Origin of the sequence: Sinorhizobium sp. 22678 (assembly GCF_052044265.1) — a bacterium.
Lineage (GTDB): Bacteria > Pseudomonadota > Alphaproteobacteria > Rhizobiales > Rhizobiaceae > Sinorhizobium > Sinorhizobium meliloti_A.
In genome coordinates, this window is the sequence record NZ_JBQEMS010000021.1 from 15,970 (window position 1) to 32,423 (window position 16,454).

The window sequence follows — 16,454 nt, forward strand, 5'->3', positions numbered from 1 at the left end:
GAAAAGAAAAGCCCCGGAACGCGTCGCACCGGGGCTTCCAACTCTTTCACTGCGCTTCCTGGAAGTGCTCTATTCCGCCGGTTTCGGTTTCTTCGAGAAGAGCGACTTCAGATTGTCGAAGAGTTCGACCTTGACGCCCTGACGCTTCATGATGATGCCCTGCTGCAGGATCGACAGCGTGTTGTTCCAGGCCCAGTAGATCACGAGACCGGCCGGGAACGATGCCAGCATGAAGGTGAAGACCACCGGCATCCAGGTGAAGAGCATCGCCTGGGTCGGGTCCGGCGGCGTCGGGTTCATGCGCATCTGCAGGAACATGGTGATGCCCATGATGATCGGCCAGACGCCGAGATGCAGGAAGGACGGAGCATCGAAGGGCAGGAGGCCGAAGAGATTGACGATCGTCGTCGGATCGGGCGCGGAGAGATCCTGAATCCAGCCGAAGAAGGGCGCATGCCGCATCTCGATGGTGACGTAGATCACCTTGTACAGCGCGAAGAACACCGGGATCTGGATGAGGATCGGCCAGCAGCCCGCCAGCGGGTTGATCTTCTCTTCCTTGTAGAGCTGCATCATCGCCTGCTGCAGCCCCATCCTGTCGTCGCCGAATTTCTTCTTCAGCTCCTCCATCTTCGGCTGAACCTTCTTCATGTTCGCCATCGATGCGTATTGCTTGTTGGCGAGCGGGAAGAAGATGAGCTTGACGACGATCGTGGTGATCAGGATCGCGATGCCGAAATTGCCGAAGAGACGGAAGAAGAAATCCATCATTTTGAACATCGGCTTGGTGATGAAGTAGAACCAGCCCCAGTCGATCAGCTTGTCGAAGTTGGGGATGGAATAGGCCACTTCGTAATTGTCGACGACCGGGACTTCCTTGGCACCGGCGAAGACGAGGTTCTTCAGCTCCACGGACTGGCCGGGGGCAACCGTCACCGCATCGCTCTTGTAGTCGCTCTGGTAACGGGGGCGCCCGTCGGCGAAATGCGAGAACCGGATGTCGAAGGGCGTCGCCTGCGGCGGCACGATCGTCGCGGCCCAGTATTTATCGGTGATGCCCAGCCATCCGCCGGTCGACTTACCCGGTTCGACGGGCTCGTCGTCTTCGACCTTGGAATAGCCGACTTCCTGGAGGCCATGCTCTCCCGCAACGCCGACGAAGCCCTCGTGGAGCACGTAGATGCTCGGAGTCGTCGGCTTGTTGAAGCGCGTGACGCGGCCGTAGGAAGACAGGGAGACCGGCGCGGCGGTCTCGTTCTTGATGCTGTCGACCACCTGGAACATGTAGCGGTCGTCGACCGAGATGGTCCGGACAAAGGTGATGCCCTTGTCGTTCGTGTAGCTCAGCGTCACCGGCGTCGAGGGGGTGAGCTTGTCGCCGCCCGAAAGCGTCCATGTGGTCTGCGGCCCCGGAACCGATCCGGTCGCGTCCGATCCGATATAGCCGATTTCCGTGAAATAGCCGTCGGCGGTCTCCGCCGGGCTGAAGAGCGTGATGACCGGACTCTTCGGGTCGACGGTTTCGTGGTAGCCCTTGAGTTTCAGGTCGTCGAAGCGTGCGCCGGTCAGGTTGATGGAGCCGGAAAGCGCCGGCGTGTCGATCGCCACGCGGGCCGATTTGCCGATTGCCTGATCGCGGCTTTCGCCTGCGCTCGGGATCGCACCGCCGGGCAGCGCCTGTCCAGGTGCAGCCGGCTGAGCGCCTGGCTGTTGCTGGGTCTGTTGCGCCTGCTGCGCCTGTTCCGCGGCAATGCGGTCCTTTTCCATCTTCGGGCTGACATAGAAGAACTGCCAGGCGATAAGGATCAGCACGGAAAGGGCGATCGCCACGAAATAATTGCGGTTGTTTTCCATCATGATTTCCTGGAACCGGCCGGCGGCCGCTTCTGTTTCGGCTTGTTTTCGATGCGATCCCGAAGCGCCCGAGTCAATGCGTCGAAAGGGGCATTCAGGAGATCGCGCCGGGCGACAATCACATAGTCGTGTCCGGGTTTCATTGCAAACCCGGCCGAAAGCCGCACGGCTTCCTTGAGGCGTCGGCGCATTCGGTTTCGCTCGACGGCATTGCCGTGTTTCTTGGTAACGGTGAAGCCGACGCGGGCTTCTCCCTCCGGATCGTTCCGGTCGAGAACTTCGAGGAGAAATAGCGGGCCTCTGCGGCTTTCTCCAGCCCGGACCGCCAAAAACTGCGGACGGCTTTTCAGCCGCCCGACAGCCGTCTTGTCTTTATCTGTCGTCATTTGCCCGGACATAAGGTTTCGGGCAGATTCGGCTTACGCCGAAAGACGCTTGCGGCCACGAGCCCGGCGGGCTGTGAGGACCTTGCGCCCACCCTTGGTGGACATACGTGCACGGAAGCCGTGACGGCGCTTGCGAACAAGCTTGGACGGTTGGTAGGTACGCTTCATTTATTTAAATACCGCGGTGTGCGGTCCTTCTTGGGTTTGCATGATGCAAGAGCGTTTACGCGCCGGGCATGGCTCCGCCAACGGGCGGCTCCACCGGACGTGCGCGGCTTATAGGGACAAAAACCCGATAGAGTCAATTCCCAGACGCCGGCGGCGTGCTCATGATTAGCCGCATGACACCCTAAAATGAGTGGGCCCGATGGGTGCTTTGTTAACCACGCGCATTTTAGCATTTACTCAGTAGCGTGTAAGCCGTGAGTTACTTTCCCGTTTTAGGCGAGTATGCGGCTGGGGACAGGGACAGGACATGAAAATTCGTGGAAAGATAAACCTCATCGTCGGCATCATGAGTCTGCTGGCGATAGCGATCACCGGCATGTCGTTGCTGATCGTGAGCGAGTACAACCAACGGCTCGGTGAATACCAGAACGCATCCGACCGGGCCTTCAAGGGCGAGAGGCTCAATCGCCTGGTAACGGCGGTGGTGATGGAGGCGCGGGGCATTTATGCGGCGCCGACGGTCGAGAAGGCAAAGCCTTTTGCCGAGGGAATTCTCAAGAACCTCGACAAGATCGACGCGCTGCTCACCGAGTGGCGGCCGCTGGTGCCGGCCGACGTCCTGCCCGCCTTCGATACCCTCGTCCAGCGCGCGGAGGAATTCAAGACGTTCCGAAGCGAGACGGCTCGCCTCGGCACGCAGGTCGCGCCGCAAGCGGCCAACGAGCAGGGCAACAACGAGGCGAACCGGGCCAACCGCAAGGCGTTCCAGGCGGAAATCGACGTGGTCGTCGACGAGAACCTTGCCTCGCTTCACACGATCACCGCGGATCTTGCCGACTACAAGCGCTCGATCGTGCTGATCGTCCTTGCAACGGCAGCGCTCGGCATGCTGGCCGGCATCGGCGCCGCCTTCTATATTGCGACCAATCACCTCAGCCGCCCGATTCTCGATCTGACGGGCAAGATGAAGCTGCTTGCCGGCGGCGATCTCTCGGTTGATGTGCCCTTCGCCGGGCGCAAGGACGAGATCGGCGACATGGCGGCGGCGGTCGAAGTCTTCAAGCAGAACAGCCTCGCCGTGCGAGAGCTCAACGCCCAGGAAGAGGTCCTGCGCGAAAAGAGCGCGGACCTGCAGTCGAGCATCGCCACGGTCGTCGCGGCGGCTGCGGCAGGGGACTTCACCAGGCGCATCGGCAAGGACTACGACAACGACGACCTCAACCGTTTTGCGGCGAGCGTCAACGAACTGGTCAACAGCGTCGATACGGGCATCGCCGAGACCCGGAGGGTCATTGCGAGCCTGGCGACGGGCGACCTCACGCAAAGCATGAAGGGCCAGTTCCAGGGCGCCTTCGCCGAGTTGCAGACGAACGTCAACGATACCTTGCAGACCCTGCAGAAGACCCTGCGCGAGGTCCGCATGACGACGGACTCGATCAACGGGAACTCTACGGAATTGCGCAGTGCCGCCGACGACCTGTCCAAGCGGACTGAACAGCAGGCCGCCGCGCTGGAGGAAACTTCGGCGGCGCTCGACGAGATAACCGCCGCGGTTCGCAATTCTACGGAGCGGGCCCAGGAAGCGACCGTCATGGTCACGGAGGCGAAGGACAGCGCAGCGGAGTCGGCATCGGTCGTCCGCAACGCCATCGATGCCATGGGCCGGATCGAACAGGCCTCGAGCGAGATCGGGCAGATCACCAACGTCATCGACGAGATCGCCTTCCAGACGAACCTGCTGGCCCTCAATGCCGGCGTCGAGGCGGCGCGCGCGGGGGATGCCGGCAAGGGTTTCGCGGTCGTTGCCCAGGAGGTCCGCGAACTCGCCCAGCGTGCAGCCAGCGCTGCCAAGGATATCAAGTCGCTGATTTCTAAATCGGGCGGCGAAGTGGCCACCGGCGTCAAGCTCGTCCAGGCGACGGGAGCCGCACTCGGTCAGATCGAGACGCGCGTCCTCAAGATCAACGATCACATCCATTCGATCGCGACGGCCGCACGCGAGCAGGCCACGGGTCTCGGCGAGGTCAGCACCGCCGTCAACCAGATGGATCAGGTCACCCAGCGCAACGCCGCCATGGTGGAGGAGGCGAACGCCGCCACGCATAAGCTGTCCGCCGAGGCCGACAATCTCGCCAACCTCATCGCCTACTTCAAGGTCGAGCGCGAGGCGGTGCGTACGGTCGCGCCGGCAAGGGAAGCGAGCCGCCCGGTGGCCTCGCCCGCCCGCCGCATGATGGGCACGGTCGCGCGCGCATTCGGCAACGGCTCCGCTGCGGTCGCTCGCGACGATTGGGAAGAGTTCTGAGGGCCTGCTGCAGCACTGCAGTCGCCCAGTGACCAGCTTCGTTCGCGGTGACCCGTCGGTCGCCGCGAGCGGCATTTCCGAGATGAGCCTGCCCTCCGGAAGGGGCCGCAGGCACTTTCACGCCGGCGTGACTTGCCGCGGCGACCCGGTCACGCCGTCGTTTGTCGACGCGACGATTCGTTATTGGTTCCGGGGGTGAATTCCTTCTAATTCAGGGGCAGAATCTCACCGAAGGCAAATCGCATGAGCCATGGTATCAGCAACGGGGCGGAAGAAGGACCGGCTCTCGAACCCTCGTCGAGCCGGCGAGACCTTCAGCCTGTTCCGCATCGCTCTCCCTGGCGCTTCCTGCCGATTTCGCTTCTGCTTGCGGGCGGCGTCCTGAGCTATGCCTACGGCCTGCAGGACTATGTTTCGCTGTCTGCGCTCGCCGACCAGCGCGAGACGCTCGCCGCCCATGTCGCCGCCCATCCGGTCAGTTCGGTTCTCGTCTTCTTCGCGATTTATGTCGCGGTGGTGGTCTTCTCCATTCCGGCGGCATCGGTGCTCACGATCTCCGCGGGCTTCCTTTTCGGCTGCCTTGCCGGCGCAGCCATTACGGTTCTTGCCGCCACACTCGGGGCTTGCCTGCTATTCATCGCCGCGCGCGGCGCCTTCAGCGACATCCTGAGGCGCCGTGCCGGCGGCGTCCTGGAGCGCCTTGCCGATGGATTCCGGGACAACGCCTTTCTTTATCTCCTGATCCTGCGCCTCGCGCCGATCTTTCCTTTCTTCCTGATCAATATCGCGCCTGCCTTCTTCGAGGTGAAGCTGCGCACCTATGCGCTCGCGACGGTGATCGGCATCGTGCCGGGCACTCTCGCCTATACCTGGCTCGGCCGCGGCCTCGGCGACGTGATCGCTTTTGCTGCTGCAAGCGGCCGTGAACTCGTCCTTGCCGATTTCGCCACCAGAGATATTTCGCTGGCCCTCGTCGCCCTCGCATCGATTGCTGCATTGCCTCTGGCATTCAGGCTAATACAGTCGCGCCGCAAAGGTGCATGACGGAGGCGGAGGGCCTAGCCGCGTGGCGAATATACTGACACCCGACATCTGCGTGATCGGCGGCGGTGCCGCCGGGCTCTCCGTGGCCGCCGGGGCGGCCGCTTTCGGCGTGCCCGTCGTTCTGGTCGAGCACGGCCGGATGGGCGGCGATTGCCTGAATTACGGCTGCGTGCCGTCAAAGGCTCTTATCGCAGCGGCCAAACATGCGGAAGCGATCCGCAAGGCTGCGGAATTCGGCATTGCCTCGGCGGAACCGATCGTCGACCATGAGCGGCTGACGGCGCGCATACAGTCCGTCATCGAAGGCATCGCGCCGCATGATTCCGTAGAGCGCTTCACCAGCCTCGGCGTCGAGGTGATCAAGGAAACGGCCCGCTTCGTAGACGACCGCACCGTCGTTGCCGGCGACCATCTGATCCGCGCCCGCCGCTTTGTGATCGCCGCCGGCTCCTCCCCCGCCATTCCCCCGATCCCCGGACTTGCGGAGACGCCGTTTCTCACCAACGAAACGCTCTTCGGCCTGAAACGCCTGCCGCGACATCTCGTCGTCATCGGCGCGGGCGCGGTCGGCCTGGAGATGGCCGCGGCTCACCGCCGGTTGGGCGCCGATGTGACGGTCGTGGACAGGGCCGCGGCTCTATCCGGCCAGGATCCCGAGCTGGCGGCGATCGTGCTCGACGGGCTGCGTGCGGAAGGCATGCTCCTGCACGAGCGCACGGAGATCCGCTCGGCGGAGCAAACGGAGACGGGCGTCCGGCTTTTCTGCGAGAACGAGAGCGGCCCTTTCGAGATCGAAGGGAGCGACCTGCTGGTGGCTGCCGGTCGTGCCCCCAATCACGGACCGCTCGATCTCGATGCGGCCGGCATCCGCCACGGGCCGAAGCACATAGAGGTCGGGGCGGACCTGCGGACGAGCAACCGCCGCGTCTATGCGGTCGGAGAAGCGGCGGGCGGCCTCTTCACGCATCAGGCGAGTTATCACGCCCGGCTGGTGCTGCAGCAGATCCTGTTCCGCCTGCCGGGACGCGAGAGGACGGCCATCGTTCCGCAGGTGATCTTCACCGCGCCCGAACTGGCGCAGGTGGGGCTGACGGAGGAGCGCGCGCGGGAGACCGCCCCGGGGAGCAGAACCGTGCGCCTGGACTTTTCCGCGAATGATCGCGCCCGCACCGACGGATTGGATCGAGGGTTGACAAAGATCGTCGTCGGCAGGCGCGGGCGGGTGCTCGGCGCCGCCATTGCAGGCCCTGGAGCGGGGGAGATGATCGGTCTCTGGGCCTTCGCGGTCGCCAACCGCCTGACCCTCAGGCATTTCCAGACTTATGTCGCACCCTATCCGACTCTCTCGGAGATTGGAAAACAGGCGGCTATCTCCTATTATTCCCCCATGGCGCGAAATCGCCTTCTGCGGACCGCGATCCGGTTTCTGCGGAATTTCGGCTGATCCAGGGAATCTTTTGGGCTTATGGTAGAAGACGCGCGTCCGGCCAATGCGAGTGCGGCACCTCGAGCGGCGGTCGGCTTTCTTGGCGGGCTTTCCGGCAAATTGCTGCTGCTGACGGTCGCCTTTGTGATGCTGGCCGAGGTACTGATCTTCGTGCCTTCCGTCGCCAATATGCGCATTCGCTGGCTTCAGGACCGCCTGAACACCGTGGCGGCGGCCGCCGTCGTGGTCGACGGGCTTCAGAATGTCGAGCTGCCCCGCGCCGTGCAGCGCGAGACCCTGATGGCGACCGGGACCAAGGCCATCGTCATCCGCCGCAAGGACGCCTCCCGGATGATCGCCAGCGTCGACATGCCCCCCGCGATCGACGGCGAATACGACATAGCCAACTTCACGGCTCTGGGCGCGATCCGGGACGCCTTCGACACGCTCATCTTCGGCGGCAACCGGGTGGTGCGCGTCTATGGCCCGCTGGGCGAAGGCGAGGCGACGATCGAGCTGGTGATGAAGGACGCCAAGCTGCGCACGGCCATGCTCGTCTATTCGCGCAACGTCTTCCTCCTGTCGATCGTCATCTCGCTGATCACCGCGGCGCTGATCTTCCTGGCCATCAATCGCATGCTGATTCTCCCGATCAGGCGGCTGACCAAGAGCATGCAGGAGTTTTCGGACGAGCCGTCGAGCCCCGAGCGCGTGCTGGTGCCGCCGAAAGGCAAGGACGAACTGGCGGTCGCCGGTCAGCACCTGGCGAGCATGCAGCGCGAATTGCAGAGAACCCTGAAGCAGCAGAAGAGCCTTGCGGAGCTCGGCCTCGCCGTTTCCAAGATCAACCACGACATGCGCAACATCCTGTCCTCCGCGCAACTCATTTCCGATCGCCTGGCCGACGTGGACGATCCCGTGGTCAAGCGCTTCGCGCCGACATTGCTTCGGACCATCGACCGCGCTGTCGGCTATACGCGCGAAGTGCTCTCCTACGGCCGCACGACGGAGGCCGAGCCGCATCGCCGTTTCCTGGCGCTGCGGCCGCTGGTCGAGGACGTAGCCGAACTGCTCGCCGTCGATCGCCAGGACGGTATCGAGTTCGAGATACAGATCCGCGACGACATCGAGGTCGACGCGGACAGCGAGCAGCTGTTCCGCATCGTCCACAATATCTGTCGCAACGCCGTCGAGGCGCTGGCCAATTACAAGCCGGAGGATGGTTCCGAGCGGCGGATCTCGGTTTCGGCGTTGCGTACCGGCAGCGTGGTGACGATTTCGATCGACGACACAGGGCCCGGCATGCCTGCCAAGGCACGCGAAAATCTCTTCGCCGCCTTCCGCGGCTCGGCGCGCTCCGGCGGAACGGGCCTGGGTCTGGCAATCGCCCGCGAACTGGTGCTCGCCCATGGCGGAACGATCGCGCTCGTCGAAAAGCCCACTCCCGGCACGCTGTTTCGCATAGAACTGCCGGACCGCCCGGTGCGGCTCGATGCCTTCCGCGCCAAGGGACGTTCCTGATATTCCGTCCCTTCCCGGCATCGTCGTAAAAATGAAATTTTTTCCCGAAGGCGCTTGCAATCGCCGAAAGGACGCTTTAGAGGATCGCCACGCAAGCGGTGGTCACCGCTTCCAGGCACGCACCCGTAGCTCAGCTGGATAGAGCACCAGACTACGAATCTGGGGGTCAGGAGTTCGAATCTCTTCGGGTGCGCCATTCTTTTCAATCATCTCCGCCCTCTTCATTCTCCGAATAGGTCTGTGGGGAAAGTGCCATGAAATTCGTGAACCCTCTGCCTTTTGTGGCTGACATCGGCCGTGCGAAAAGGTTCTACTCTGAAGTGTTACAGCTTCGGATACTGGAAGATCATGGCGACTTTGTCCGTTTCGACGATGGGTTTGCCATTCACGAAGGCACCTCATTGCACCGAACAGTTTTTGGAGAGTGCCGGGACGAAGATGCTTCCTATGGGCGGCGGAATCTCGTTCTCTATTTTGAGGACGAAGATCTCGACGCGGCGTTCAAGCGTATCGCTGAGCATGTCGACCTCATTCACGAGGTCAGGCGACAATTTTGGGGGCAACGCGTGTTCAGGTTCTTCGACCCGGATGGGCACATAATCGAAATCGGAGAGCCGATGTGACGACCGTCACGGCCGAAATCCAAATGGCCGTTACCGTCCGCTTCTTGCCCGTTCACGTCCAAGGGAGTCGACGCGAATTTTCCACCCGAAACAGTCACTCAGGCCGCCCGCGGAACTCTCTGTCCAACATCCATTCACATGATCATGCCGCAACGGCCTCAGCAAACCCGAACGCTCATTGTCTCGGCGCGAGGCCGTCTAGCAGGAAGTCGAGGCCCTTCCGGAAGGCGCCGTCCCAATCATTGTCCAGCAGCAGACGGGAGCGTCCGATCGTCGCGTAGTGTTCGTTGAGGCATGTAAGGCGCTGCTGTGCCGCGGCCCTGTCATCGTCCGAGACGTCGAAGCTCGCCCGGGTGACGGTGGCGCCCATCACATAGTTCCAGAGCGACCATATCGCGACGTTCAGATCTGCGTCGGCTACACCGGCTCCGGACAAGGTTCTGCCCAGCAGTTCCAGGCGGCCGAGGATGTTCGGGCCGAGCGCCCGGCGCGGCAGCAGAGATGCCGACCAGGGATGGCGCAGCATGCTGGCGCGCCAGTCCTCGAGCATGTGAACGACTTCTCCGCGCCAGTCCTGAGACCCGACCGTTTGTGGCGGTCTCCGGTATTCGAGCACCGAGTCCAGTGCCAGATCGAAGACATCCTCCTTGTTGTCGACGTGCCAGTACAGGCTCATCACGCCCGAGCCGAGTCGATCGGCCAGCCGACGCATCGTCAATCCGTCTATTCCCTGAGCGTCCAGCAGCTCTACCGCGGTCGCCACGATACGCTGCCGGGAGAGAGAGGGTTCACTGCGCGTCTCCTGCGCGGGCGGTGGCGATACGCCTGTCCGCTGAGGCCGTTTGCTCCGGGCGCCGCTGCGTTTGGCCGTCATCCGTCTTCCTTGCTGATCAGAATGCCGATTTAAGCCGACAAGGCGACGAAAGTCGATCCTGAACGGTTGACTCGTACTATGTACGATGCGAGTGAATGGTACACCGTACGATTCATCAGGTCATGCGGCAGCAAAAGTTCAATCCCGAAGGCGGCGAGGCCCATTGCGCGCAGCCCCGGACCCGAGAGAAAAACATGTCACGCGCAATCACGCATCTGCTTATCGGAGGGCTGATCATCATGACCACGGGCGTCCCCATTGCCACGACAGCGAATGAGAATGACCTCAAGCTGACCATCGTCAATCCGCAAAACCTCTACGACCCGACGCCGAACGGCTACAGCACGGCAGTGATCGCGCCCAGCGAGGGCCGGTTGGCCTATATTTCCGGGCAGGGCGGCCAGGACAGCAGCGGAGCCTTGTCGCCGGACTTCGCTGTCCAGGTCGAGCAGGCCTATGCAAATCTGCGCACGGCCCTCGATGCGCTCGGTGCCAGGCCGGATCAGGTCGCCAAGCTCACGGTCTTCGTCGTCGATCACGACATGTCCAAGCTTGAGGTGCTGAGCAGCAACGTCAAGAAAATGTTCGGCGCGGCGCTGCCGGCGCAGACTTTGGTTCCCGTTCCCAAGCTTGCAATCGACCCCATGCTCTTCGAAGTCGAAGCCGTTGTCGTTCTCAAATAGTCGCGACGAGATATCAGGCGCGTGCCAACGGGGGCGGGTGGGATGGGTAGAAATGCCGAACGCCGCCGACCTAGACGGATCGGCAGCGTCTCGAAAGTCCCGCGTTCGATGCGGTCCTTGTGACCCGCGACAGAGCTTTTACTCGGGTTGCGGAGCCCCTGAAGACGGACGACTGGACGGACCAAAAACTGAAATGAACCGGATCGAGAAGCTGCCGCCTGCCTTTGAACGCTTCGACAAGATGCTGGGCGTGCTCGATTTCGCGGTCTTCGAGAACGCAGGCGGTACGGAGGAGGAGGTGCTTTCGGCAGTTCCGCAGGCGTTGCGCCACTTCCATAGGTTCGATGCCGGGAAGCTGCGCGCTCTGGGAAGCCGGCGCATCACCGAAAAGGCATTCTTCGGCGACTGGTACGACCCGGACAGCGGCAACCTGCTGAGGCTCGGCCGCTATAAGACCGCCGACGGATCGCAGCTGACGGATCCGGTCTTGAGCTCGCTTGAGGGTGTGAAGATCATCTCGGGTGCAAGCGCCTGCCCCGAAACCGGCGGGCAGTTCGCCTACGCTTTCTCCAGTCCGCCCTATCCGCTCGACGCCAGGCCAGGCGAGGTGCAGGCGGTGTTCGAGGAGATCAGGGACTTCATATTGCCGCCGCACCGCGCGAGCGAAATTCTCGACTGGTCCGACATGCGGCTGCCGGAGGTCTCGGACTATTTCGATGACGGCGCCGAATGGTGGGGCGTCTTCCTCTTCAGTGTCCACATACCATCCATGCGGCGCCTCACCATCATTGCCGGCTCGACGACGGACTGAGCGCCGGATTCCCGCCGGGGCTCGTTTGATTTCCTCATTCCGCTCTATCGAAAAAGTGCTATTGATTCCGCCGTTCGGGTCCGAGGGGCAGATGCGTCTGAAAGATTGTTATAATTTCCACGATTTCCGTCGGATGGCAAAGCAGCGCCTGCCGTCGCCGATCTTCAACTACATCGATGGCGCGGCCGATGACGAGGTCACCTACCGGCGCAATACGACTGCGTTCGAGGGCTGCGATCTGGTTCCGAATGTCCTGCGCGGCGTCGGCGATATCGACATGTCGGTGACGGTGATGGGCCAAAGGCTGGCGATGCCCGTCTATTGCTCGCCGACCGCGCTTCAGCGTCTGTTCCACCATCAGGGCGAACGCGCGGTGGCGGCAGCGGCGGCGAAGTTCGGCACGATGTTCGGCGTCTCCTCGCTCGGCACCGTCAGTCTGGAAGAGGCCCGGCGGATCTGCGACGGCCCGCAGGTCTACCAGTTCTACTTCCACAAGGATCGTGGGTTGAACCGCGAGATGATGGGGCGCGCCAAGCAGGCCGGCATCGAGGTGATGATGCTGACGGTGGACAGCATCACCGGGGGCAATCGCGAGCGCGACAAGCGCACGGGGTTTGCCATTCCTTTCAAGCTCAATCTCGCCGGCATCACGCAATTTGCGATCAAGCCCTTTTGGGCGGTCAATTACGTTCGCCATGAGCCTTTCAGGCTGCCGCAGCTGGAAAACCATGTCGATATGGGCCGCGGCGCGATGTCGATAAGCCGCTACTTCACCGAGATGTCCGTCGATGTCCTGGGACGACGTCGCCGAGATGGTGCAGCACTGGGGCGGCCAGTTTTGTCTGAAAGGCGTGATTTCGGTCGAGGATGCCAAGCGCGCGGTCGAGATCGGCTGCACCGGAATCGTGCTCTCCAATCACGGCGGGCGCCAGCTTGACGGTTCACGCACCGCATTCGACCAGCTTGACGAGATCGTTCAGGCCGTTGGAGACAGGATAGATGTGATGATGGACGGCGGCGTGCAGCGCGGCACCCATGTGCTCAAGGCGCTCTCGCTGGGAGCGAAGGCGGTCGGGCTTGGCCGCTACTATCTCTTCCCGCTCGCTGCGGCAGGACAGGCCGGCGTCGAACGGGCGCTGGAACTGATGCGCATAGAGATCGAACGCGGCATGAAGCTGATGGGCTGCTCGTCGGTCGACGAGCTTACAAAGGAAAACCTGCGTTTCCGGTGAGAATGCACCTTGCATTGCCGCGGCGCATGCGGATGACGCAGGCGGACTGAAGCCTGCCTCGTAAAAATTTTTCCGAATCATCTCACCCTTTCAAGGGCAAGCGGCTTTTTCGGGCGCTCGCGAGAACATCTCCCGGCATATGCGACCTTCACCGCAAGGGTCAGGAGCAGGGGATGCTCATTCCCGCGGGAAGCGCGTCCTGCATCGCCATATCCACGACGGTATCGCCCAGTGAACCCCGATCGGGCCCGCCGCCGATAAGCGGCTCGGCTCATGACGGGTGGCTGAACCGGGCGACCCGCGCATCCTTCGTCAGGTTGCGAAAATTGGTGCCGCTCATATGCACGAGCGTCCTGTGGTCGCCGCCCTCGAAATAGACATCGTTTGCCCTGTCGAGGCTCTCGTCGAGAATGACCGGCACGCCATAGGCCTCCCCGATCGGCGGGACGGCTCCGGTCTCGCAATCGTTGAAGAGCTCGCTGACCTCCTCCTCCGAGGCGAGGCCGAGACGGCGGTTCATGACGTCCTGCAGCGTGGAGAGCTCGACCCGATGCGTGGCCGGAACGACGGCGAGCGCATAGCCCATCTCGTGGTGAACCACCACGGATTTGGCGAGCCTGTTGCCCGGCACATGGGCGGCTTCGGCAGTCTGACTGGTGGTTGCGGTACGGTGATGCGCGAGGGTGTCGTAGGTGATCCCTTCGCCGTCGATATAGTCCTGAAGTCTCCTGGCGATCGTCATCGTAGGCGCCTCTCCTATCCTGCTGCAGTCTTCCCAAGCCGTTTGGACTCAAGAAAAAATGCAGCGCTTCAAAGTGCTACAGCAGCTTTCGGGCGTCCGGCAGGACGCGGGGCACTGTAGTGACGCGGAAGATGACATTCTCCTCTCATCATCGGAGGAGTCAACGGCCAACGGCCGGGTCGGCTACCACACGTAGGGCACGAGCCGGTAGCGCACGCGTTCCGCATAGGCGTCGTAGCCGGCGAGCCCGGTACGCAGCGCCTTTTCCTCTATGCCGATCCGGATCGCGAGCAATGCCGCCAGTCCGAGTGCCACGAGCAGCCCCCACCAGGAGCCCAGGAACAAAGAGGTTGCGGCGACGAAGAGAAGACTGCCCGTATAGAAGGGATGACGGACGTAACGATAGGGTCCCGTGGTGATCACGCTTTGCGCACGCTCGGTCTGCACCTTGACGACCGGAGATGCGAAGCTGTTTTCGCGCAATGTCCGATAGCTGAATCCGATGGAGAGGACGAGGAGCAGCGCACCCAGAGCCTGCACCCAGACCGGCATGGAAGACCATTTGAATCTCGCTGCATCGAGCGCCATGAAGGCGAAGCCGGCGACAAGGAACAGGAGGATCACCGAAAGGAGCACCTTGTCGGCCAGGGGCTGGCCTTCCTGGATTGGGGCAGCCAGCCTTTCCTTGAGCAGCGCGGGATCGTGCCGGGCAAGGAGCAGCCCGACGAGGAACGAAAGCGCAAGCATGAGGAACAGGTAGCTCCACGCCGCGGGCCAGGCGAGCGTTCCGGCGGAAAGAAAGAGAACGGCTCCGATGAATCCGAACCAGACGATCGTCTGTACGGTCAGCCTGACAAGCATGAGCAAGCTCCTGCATAGTTTGTGCGATGAAGGGCGCTTTAGAGCGATGGACTCCTGGAGATAGTGTTCCGGCCAGCGCTCGCAACTCTCATCTCAGGCGGGTGAAGTGGGATTGAACGGGGCGCGCGCGACGTTCCATCGGGCGCCCGCCGGCGTTCACACACTTGTGCTTCGCGCGGAACTTAAAGCCGCATAACGGATTCCCATATTAGATCCGCTGCACCTTCACTTGGGCCTCGACCGGTTCAGGATCAAGGCATGCGGCAATGCGAAGCACTACAGCCCCTTGCACGTCGAACAGGACGTGCGGTGCTGGAGCAGCACTCGCCGTCCGCAAAGGAGGGACGCGATGTATCGCTATATGATGAAGGAACTGATGCTCATCATCGCCGGCCTGACGGTCTGTGCGGTGCTGTTCCTGCTCGTCCTTTCGCAGGGAGCGGCCGCGTCCTTTTGAGCGCGGTTCAGCTCTTCCCGAGAATCTCGATCGTCCTCTTGTCCCGGACGCCGTCGAAGTAAAGGTCGAGCGCCCGGGTGAAGGCGTCGACATCAGGCGCCGCCGCTTCGAAGAGCGTCATCGATGAGCAAAACTTCAAATCGTCCGGCCGCCCGAAGATCTCAAGAGCGTTGCGCCCCCTGACCCCATTGACCGCTTCCGTGCATTCGAGAATACGTCGGCCGAGAAGCGGATGTTCGACATAGGCGCGCGCCTCGCCGAGGCCTGAGAGCGCATAAAACCGGGCCGTCGGCGAATGGCCGAGGCCCGCGATCTGCGGAAAGATGAACCACATCCAGTGGGTCCGCTTGGCCCCGGCACGAAGCTCCGCAAGCGCAGCCGGATAGGTGCTTTCCTGCGCCGCGACGAAGCGTTCGAGATCGAATGCCTCCCTCGTCATCACCCTCTCACCGGTTCATCCATCACCAGCGCTGATGAACATGAACCTTGACGAGCCGCTCGTAAAGCGCCGCGATTGCCGCGAGCGTCGCGCCGTCGATCGGCGCAAGGGCGCTGGCGGCGGCGTTCGACTGCGCCTGCGCGGCATTGCGGGCTCCGGGGATAACGACGGAAACGGCGTCCTGCGCGAGGATCCAGCGCAAGGCGAATTGCGCCATCGGCACATTGGCGGGCACCAGCGTACGAAGCTCGTCGACCGCCTGCAGCGCCACGTCGAAGGGCACGCCGGCAAAGGTCTCCCCAACGTCGAAGGCTTCGCCGTCACGATTGAAGTTGCGGTGGTCGTCTGGAGCAAAGACCGTATCTTTGCCGATCTTGCCCGAAAGCAAGCCGGACGCCAGCGGCACGCGCACGATGACGCCGACATTCTTTTTTTTCGCCTCGGCGAAGAATAGGTCCTGCGGCCGCTGGCGGAAGATGTTGTAGATGATCTGGACCGTGGCGACGCCCGGATATTCGATAGCCTTCAGGGCCTCTTCGACTTTCTCGACCGAGACGCCGTAATGGCGGATCTTGCCCTTGGTGACCAGCCCATCGAGCGCGCCGAAGACCTCGGGCCGATAGTAGACCTCCGGCGGTGGGCAGTGGAGCTGGACGAGATCAAGCGTTTCGACGCCGAGATTTGCGAGGCTGCGGTCGATGAAGGCCTCGATATTGCCGCCTGTATAGCCCTCCACCACGTGCGGATTGAGCCGGCGTCCTGCCTTCGTGGCGACGAATGGTTTCTCCCCGCCCCGTTCCCGCAGCACCGCGGCGATGATGTTTTCGGAACGCCCGTCGCCATAGACGTCTGCGGTGTCGATGAAGGTGACGCCGCTGTCGAGGGCGGCATTGAGCGCGCGCTTGCCATCCTCCTCGCTGACGTCGCCCCAGGAGCCGCCGATTTGCCAGGCGCCGAAACCGATCTCCGAAATCGTGGCGCCCGTTCGTCCCAAGATCCTTGTTTTCATCGAAGCTATCCTATCCATT

At 62.4% G+C, this 16,454-nt stretch carries 15 protein-coding genes, 1 tRNA gene and 1 pseudogene; 9 read left to right on the forward strand and 8 right to left on the reverse strand.

What is annotated here, in order from left to right:
* Positions 1–69: 69 nt before the first annotated feature.
* From yidC to rpmH, 3 genes are read right to left on the reverse strand one after another with little or no spacing between them, the layout of a single operon-like run.
* Entirely contained in the window at positions 70–1,854 is a 1,785-nt protein-coding gene (gene yidC, locus ACTJKL_RS24765) for a membrane protein insertase YidC (protein ID WP_198516586.1), read from the reverse strand.
* Entirely contained in the window at positions 1,854–2,252 is a 399-nt protein-coding gene (gene rnpA / locus ACTJKL_RS24770; RefSeq protein ID WP_018094046.1) for a ribonuclease P protein component, read from the reverse strand. Before rnpA ends, yidC begins: the two co-directional genes overlap by 1 nt.
* Positions 2,253–2,273: 21 nt before the next feature.
* Positions 2,274–2,408 (reverse strand): 50S ribosomal protein L34, encoded by a 135-nt coding sequence (gene rpmH / locus ACTJKL_RS24775; RefSeq protein WP_003531576.1) that lies wholly within the window; start codon positions 2,406–2,408, stop codon positions 2,274–2,276.
* A 307-nt stretch (positions 2,409–2,715) separates the two neighbouring features.
* On the opposite strand from rpmH, the gene ACTJKL_RS24780 reads away from it, so the two are divergent.
* The 6 genes from ACTJKL_RS24780 to ACTJKL_RS24805 all read left to right on the forward strand — a co-directional run bounded on the left by ACTJKL_RS24780 (position 2,716) and on the right by ACTJKL_RS24805 (position 9,327).
* Complete coding sequence (locus ACTJKL_RS24780) at positions 2,716–4,713, forward strand: methyl-accepting chemotaxis protein (RefSeq protein ID WP_338277865.1); 1,998 nt, start codon at positions 2,716–2,718, stop codon at positions 4,711–4,713.
* A gap of 243 nt (positions 4,714–4,956) precedes the next feature.
* Positions 4,957–5,757 (forward strand): TVP38/TMEM64 family protein, encoded by an 801-nt coding sequence (locus ACTJKL_RS24785; RefSeq protein WP_100669728.1) that lies wholly within the window; start codon positions 4,957–4,959, stop codon positions 5,755–5,757.
* A 22-nt stretch (positions 5,758–5,779) separates the two neighbouring features.
* Positions 5,780–7,201 carry a dihydrolipoyl dehydrogenase family protein gene (locus tag ACTJKL_RS24790; RefSeq protein ID WP_440854056.1) on the forward strand — a complete coding sequence of 474 codons (1,422 nt, stop codon included), beginning with the start codon at positions 5,780–5,782 and terminating at the stop codon, positions 7,199–7,201.
* 21 nt (positions 7,202–7,222) lie between these two features.
* Positions 7,223–8,704, forward strand: a complete 1,482-nt coding sequence (locus ACTJKL_RS24795; RefSeq protein WP_275596869.1) for a sensor histidine kinase — start codon at positions 7,223–7,225, stop codon at positions 8,702–8,704.
* 119 nt (positions 8,705–8,823) lie between these two features.
* A tRNA-Arg gene (locus tag ACTJKL_RS24800) sits at positions 8,824–8,900 on the forward strand.
* Positions 8,901–8,958: 58 nt separating this feature from the next.
* Positions 8,959–9,327, forward strand: a complete 369-nt coding sequence (locus ACTJKL_RS24805; protein WP_440854057.1) for a VOC family protein — start codon at positions 8,959–8,961, stop codon at positions 9,325–9,327.
* A 175-nt stretch (positions 9,328–9,502) separates the two neighbouring features.
* On the opposite strand, the gene ACTJKL_RS24810 is transcribed toward ACTJKL_RS24805, so the two are convergent.
* Positions 9,503–10,201, reverse strand: a complete 699-nt coding sequence (locus ACTJKL_RS24810) for a TetR/AcrR family transcriptional regulator (protein WP_440854058.1) — start codon at positions 10,199–10,201, stop codon at positions 9,503–9,505.
* Positions 10,202–10,395: 194 nt separating this feature from the next.
* Between ACTJKL_RS24810 and ACTJKL_RS24815 the strand changes: the two genes are divergently transcribed.
* The 3 genes and pseudogenes from ACTJKL_RS24815 to ACTJKL_RS24825 all read left to right on the forward strand — a co-directional run bounded on the left by ACTJKL_RS24815 (position 10,396) and on the right by ACTJKL_RS24825 (position 12,927).
* Complete coding sequence (locus ACTJKL_RS24815; protein ID WP_440854059.1) at positions 10,396–10,884, forward strand: RidA family protein; 489 nt, start codon at positions 10,396–10,398, stop codon at positions 10,882–10,884.
* Between the two features lie 193 nt (positions 10,885–11,077).
* On the forward strand, positions 11,078–11,695 hold the full coding sequence (locus ACTJKL_RS24820; RefSeq protein ID WP_275596862.1) for a hypothetical protein: 618 nt from the start codon (positions 11,078–11,080) through the stop codon (positions 11,693–11,695).
* A gap of 91 nt (positions 11,696–11,786) precedes the next feature.
* Positions 11,787–12,927: pseudogene (locus ACTJKL_RS24825) on the forward strand (alpha-hydroxy acid oxidase).
* A gap of 271 nt (positions 12,928–13,198) precedes the next feature.
* Here the strand turns inward: ACTJKL_RS24825 and ACTJKL_RS24830 are convergent.
* The 4 genes from ACTJKL_RS24830 to ACTJKL_RS24845 all read right to left on the reverse strand — a co-directional run bounded on the left by ACTJKL_RS24830 (position 13,199) and on the right by ACTJKL_RS24845 (position 16,435).
* Positions 13,199–13,669 carry an aminoacyl-tRNA deacylase gene (locus ACTJKL_RS24830; RefSeq protein WP_275596860.1) on the reverse strand — a complete coding sequence of 157 codons (471 nt, stop codon included), beginning with the start codon at positions 13,667–13,669 and terminating at the stop codon, positions 13,199–13,201.
* 183 nt (positions 13,670–13,852) lie between these two features.
* Complete coding sequence (locus ACTJKL_RS24835; protein ID WP_100669712.1) at positions 13,853–14,530, reverse strand: methyltransferase family protein; 678 nt, start codon at positions 14,528–14,530, stop codon at positions 13,853–13,855.
* Positions 14,531–14,994: 464 nt separating this feature from the next.
* Positions 14,995–15,426, reverse strand: a complete 432-nt coding sequence (locus ACTJKL_RS24840; protein WP_379937044.1) for a DUF1810 domain-containing protein — start codon at positions 15,424–15,426, stop codon at positions 14,995–14,997.
* Between the two features lie 22 nt (positions 15,427–15,448).
* Positions 15,449–16,435, reverse strand: coding sequence for an aldo/keto reductase (locus ACTJKL_RS24845; protein ID WP_440854060.1), 987 nt, complete (start codon positions 16,433–16,435; stop codon positions 15,449–15,451).
* Positions 16,436–16,454 lie beyond the last annotated feature (19 nt).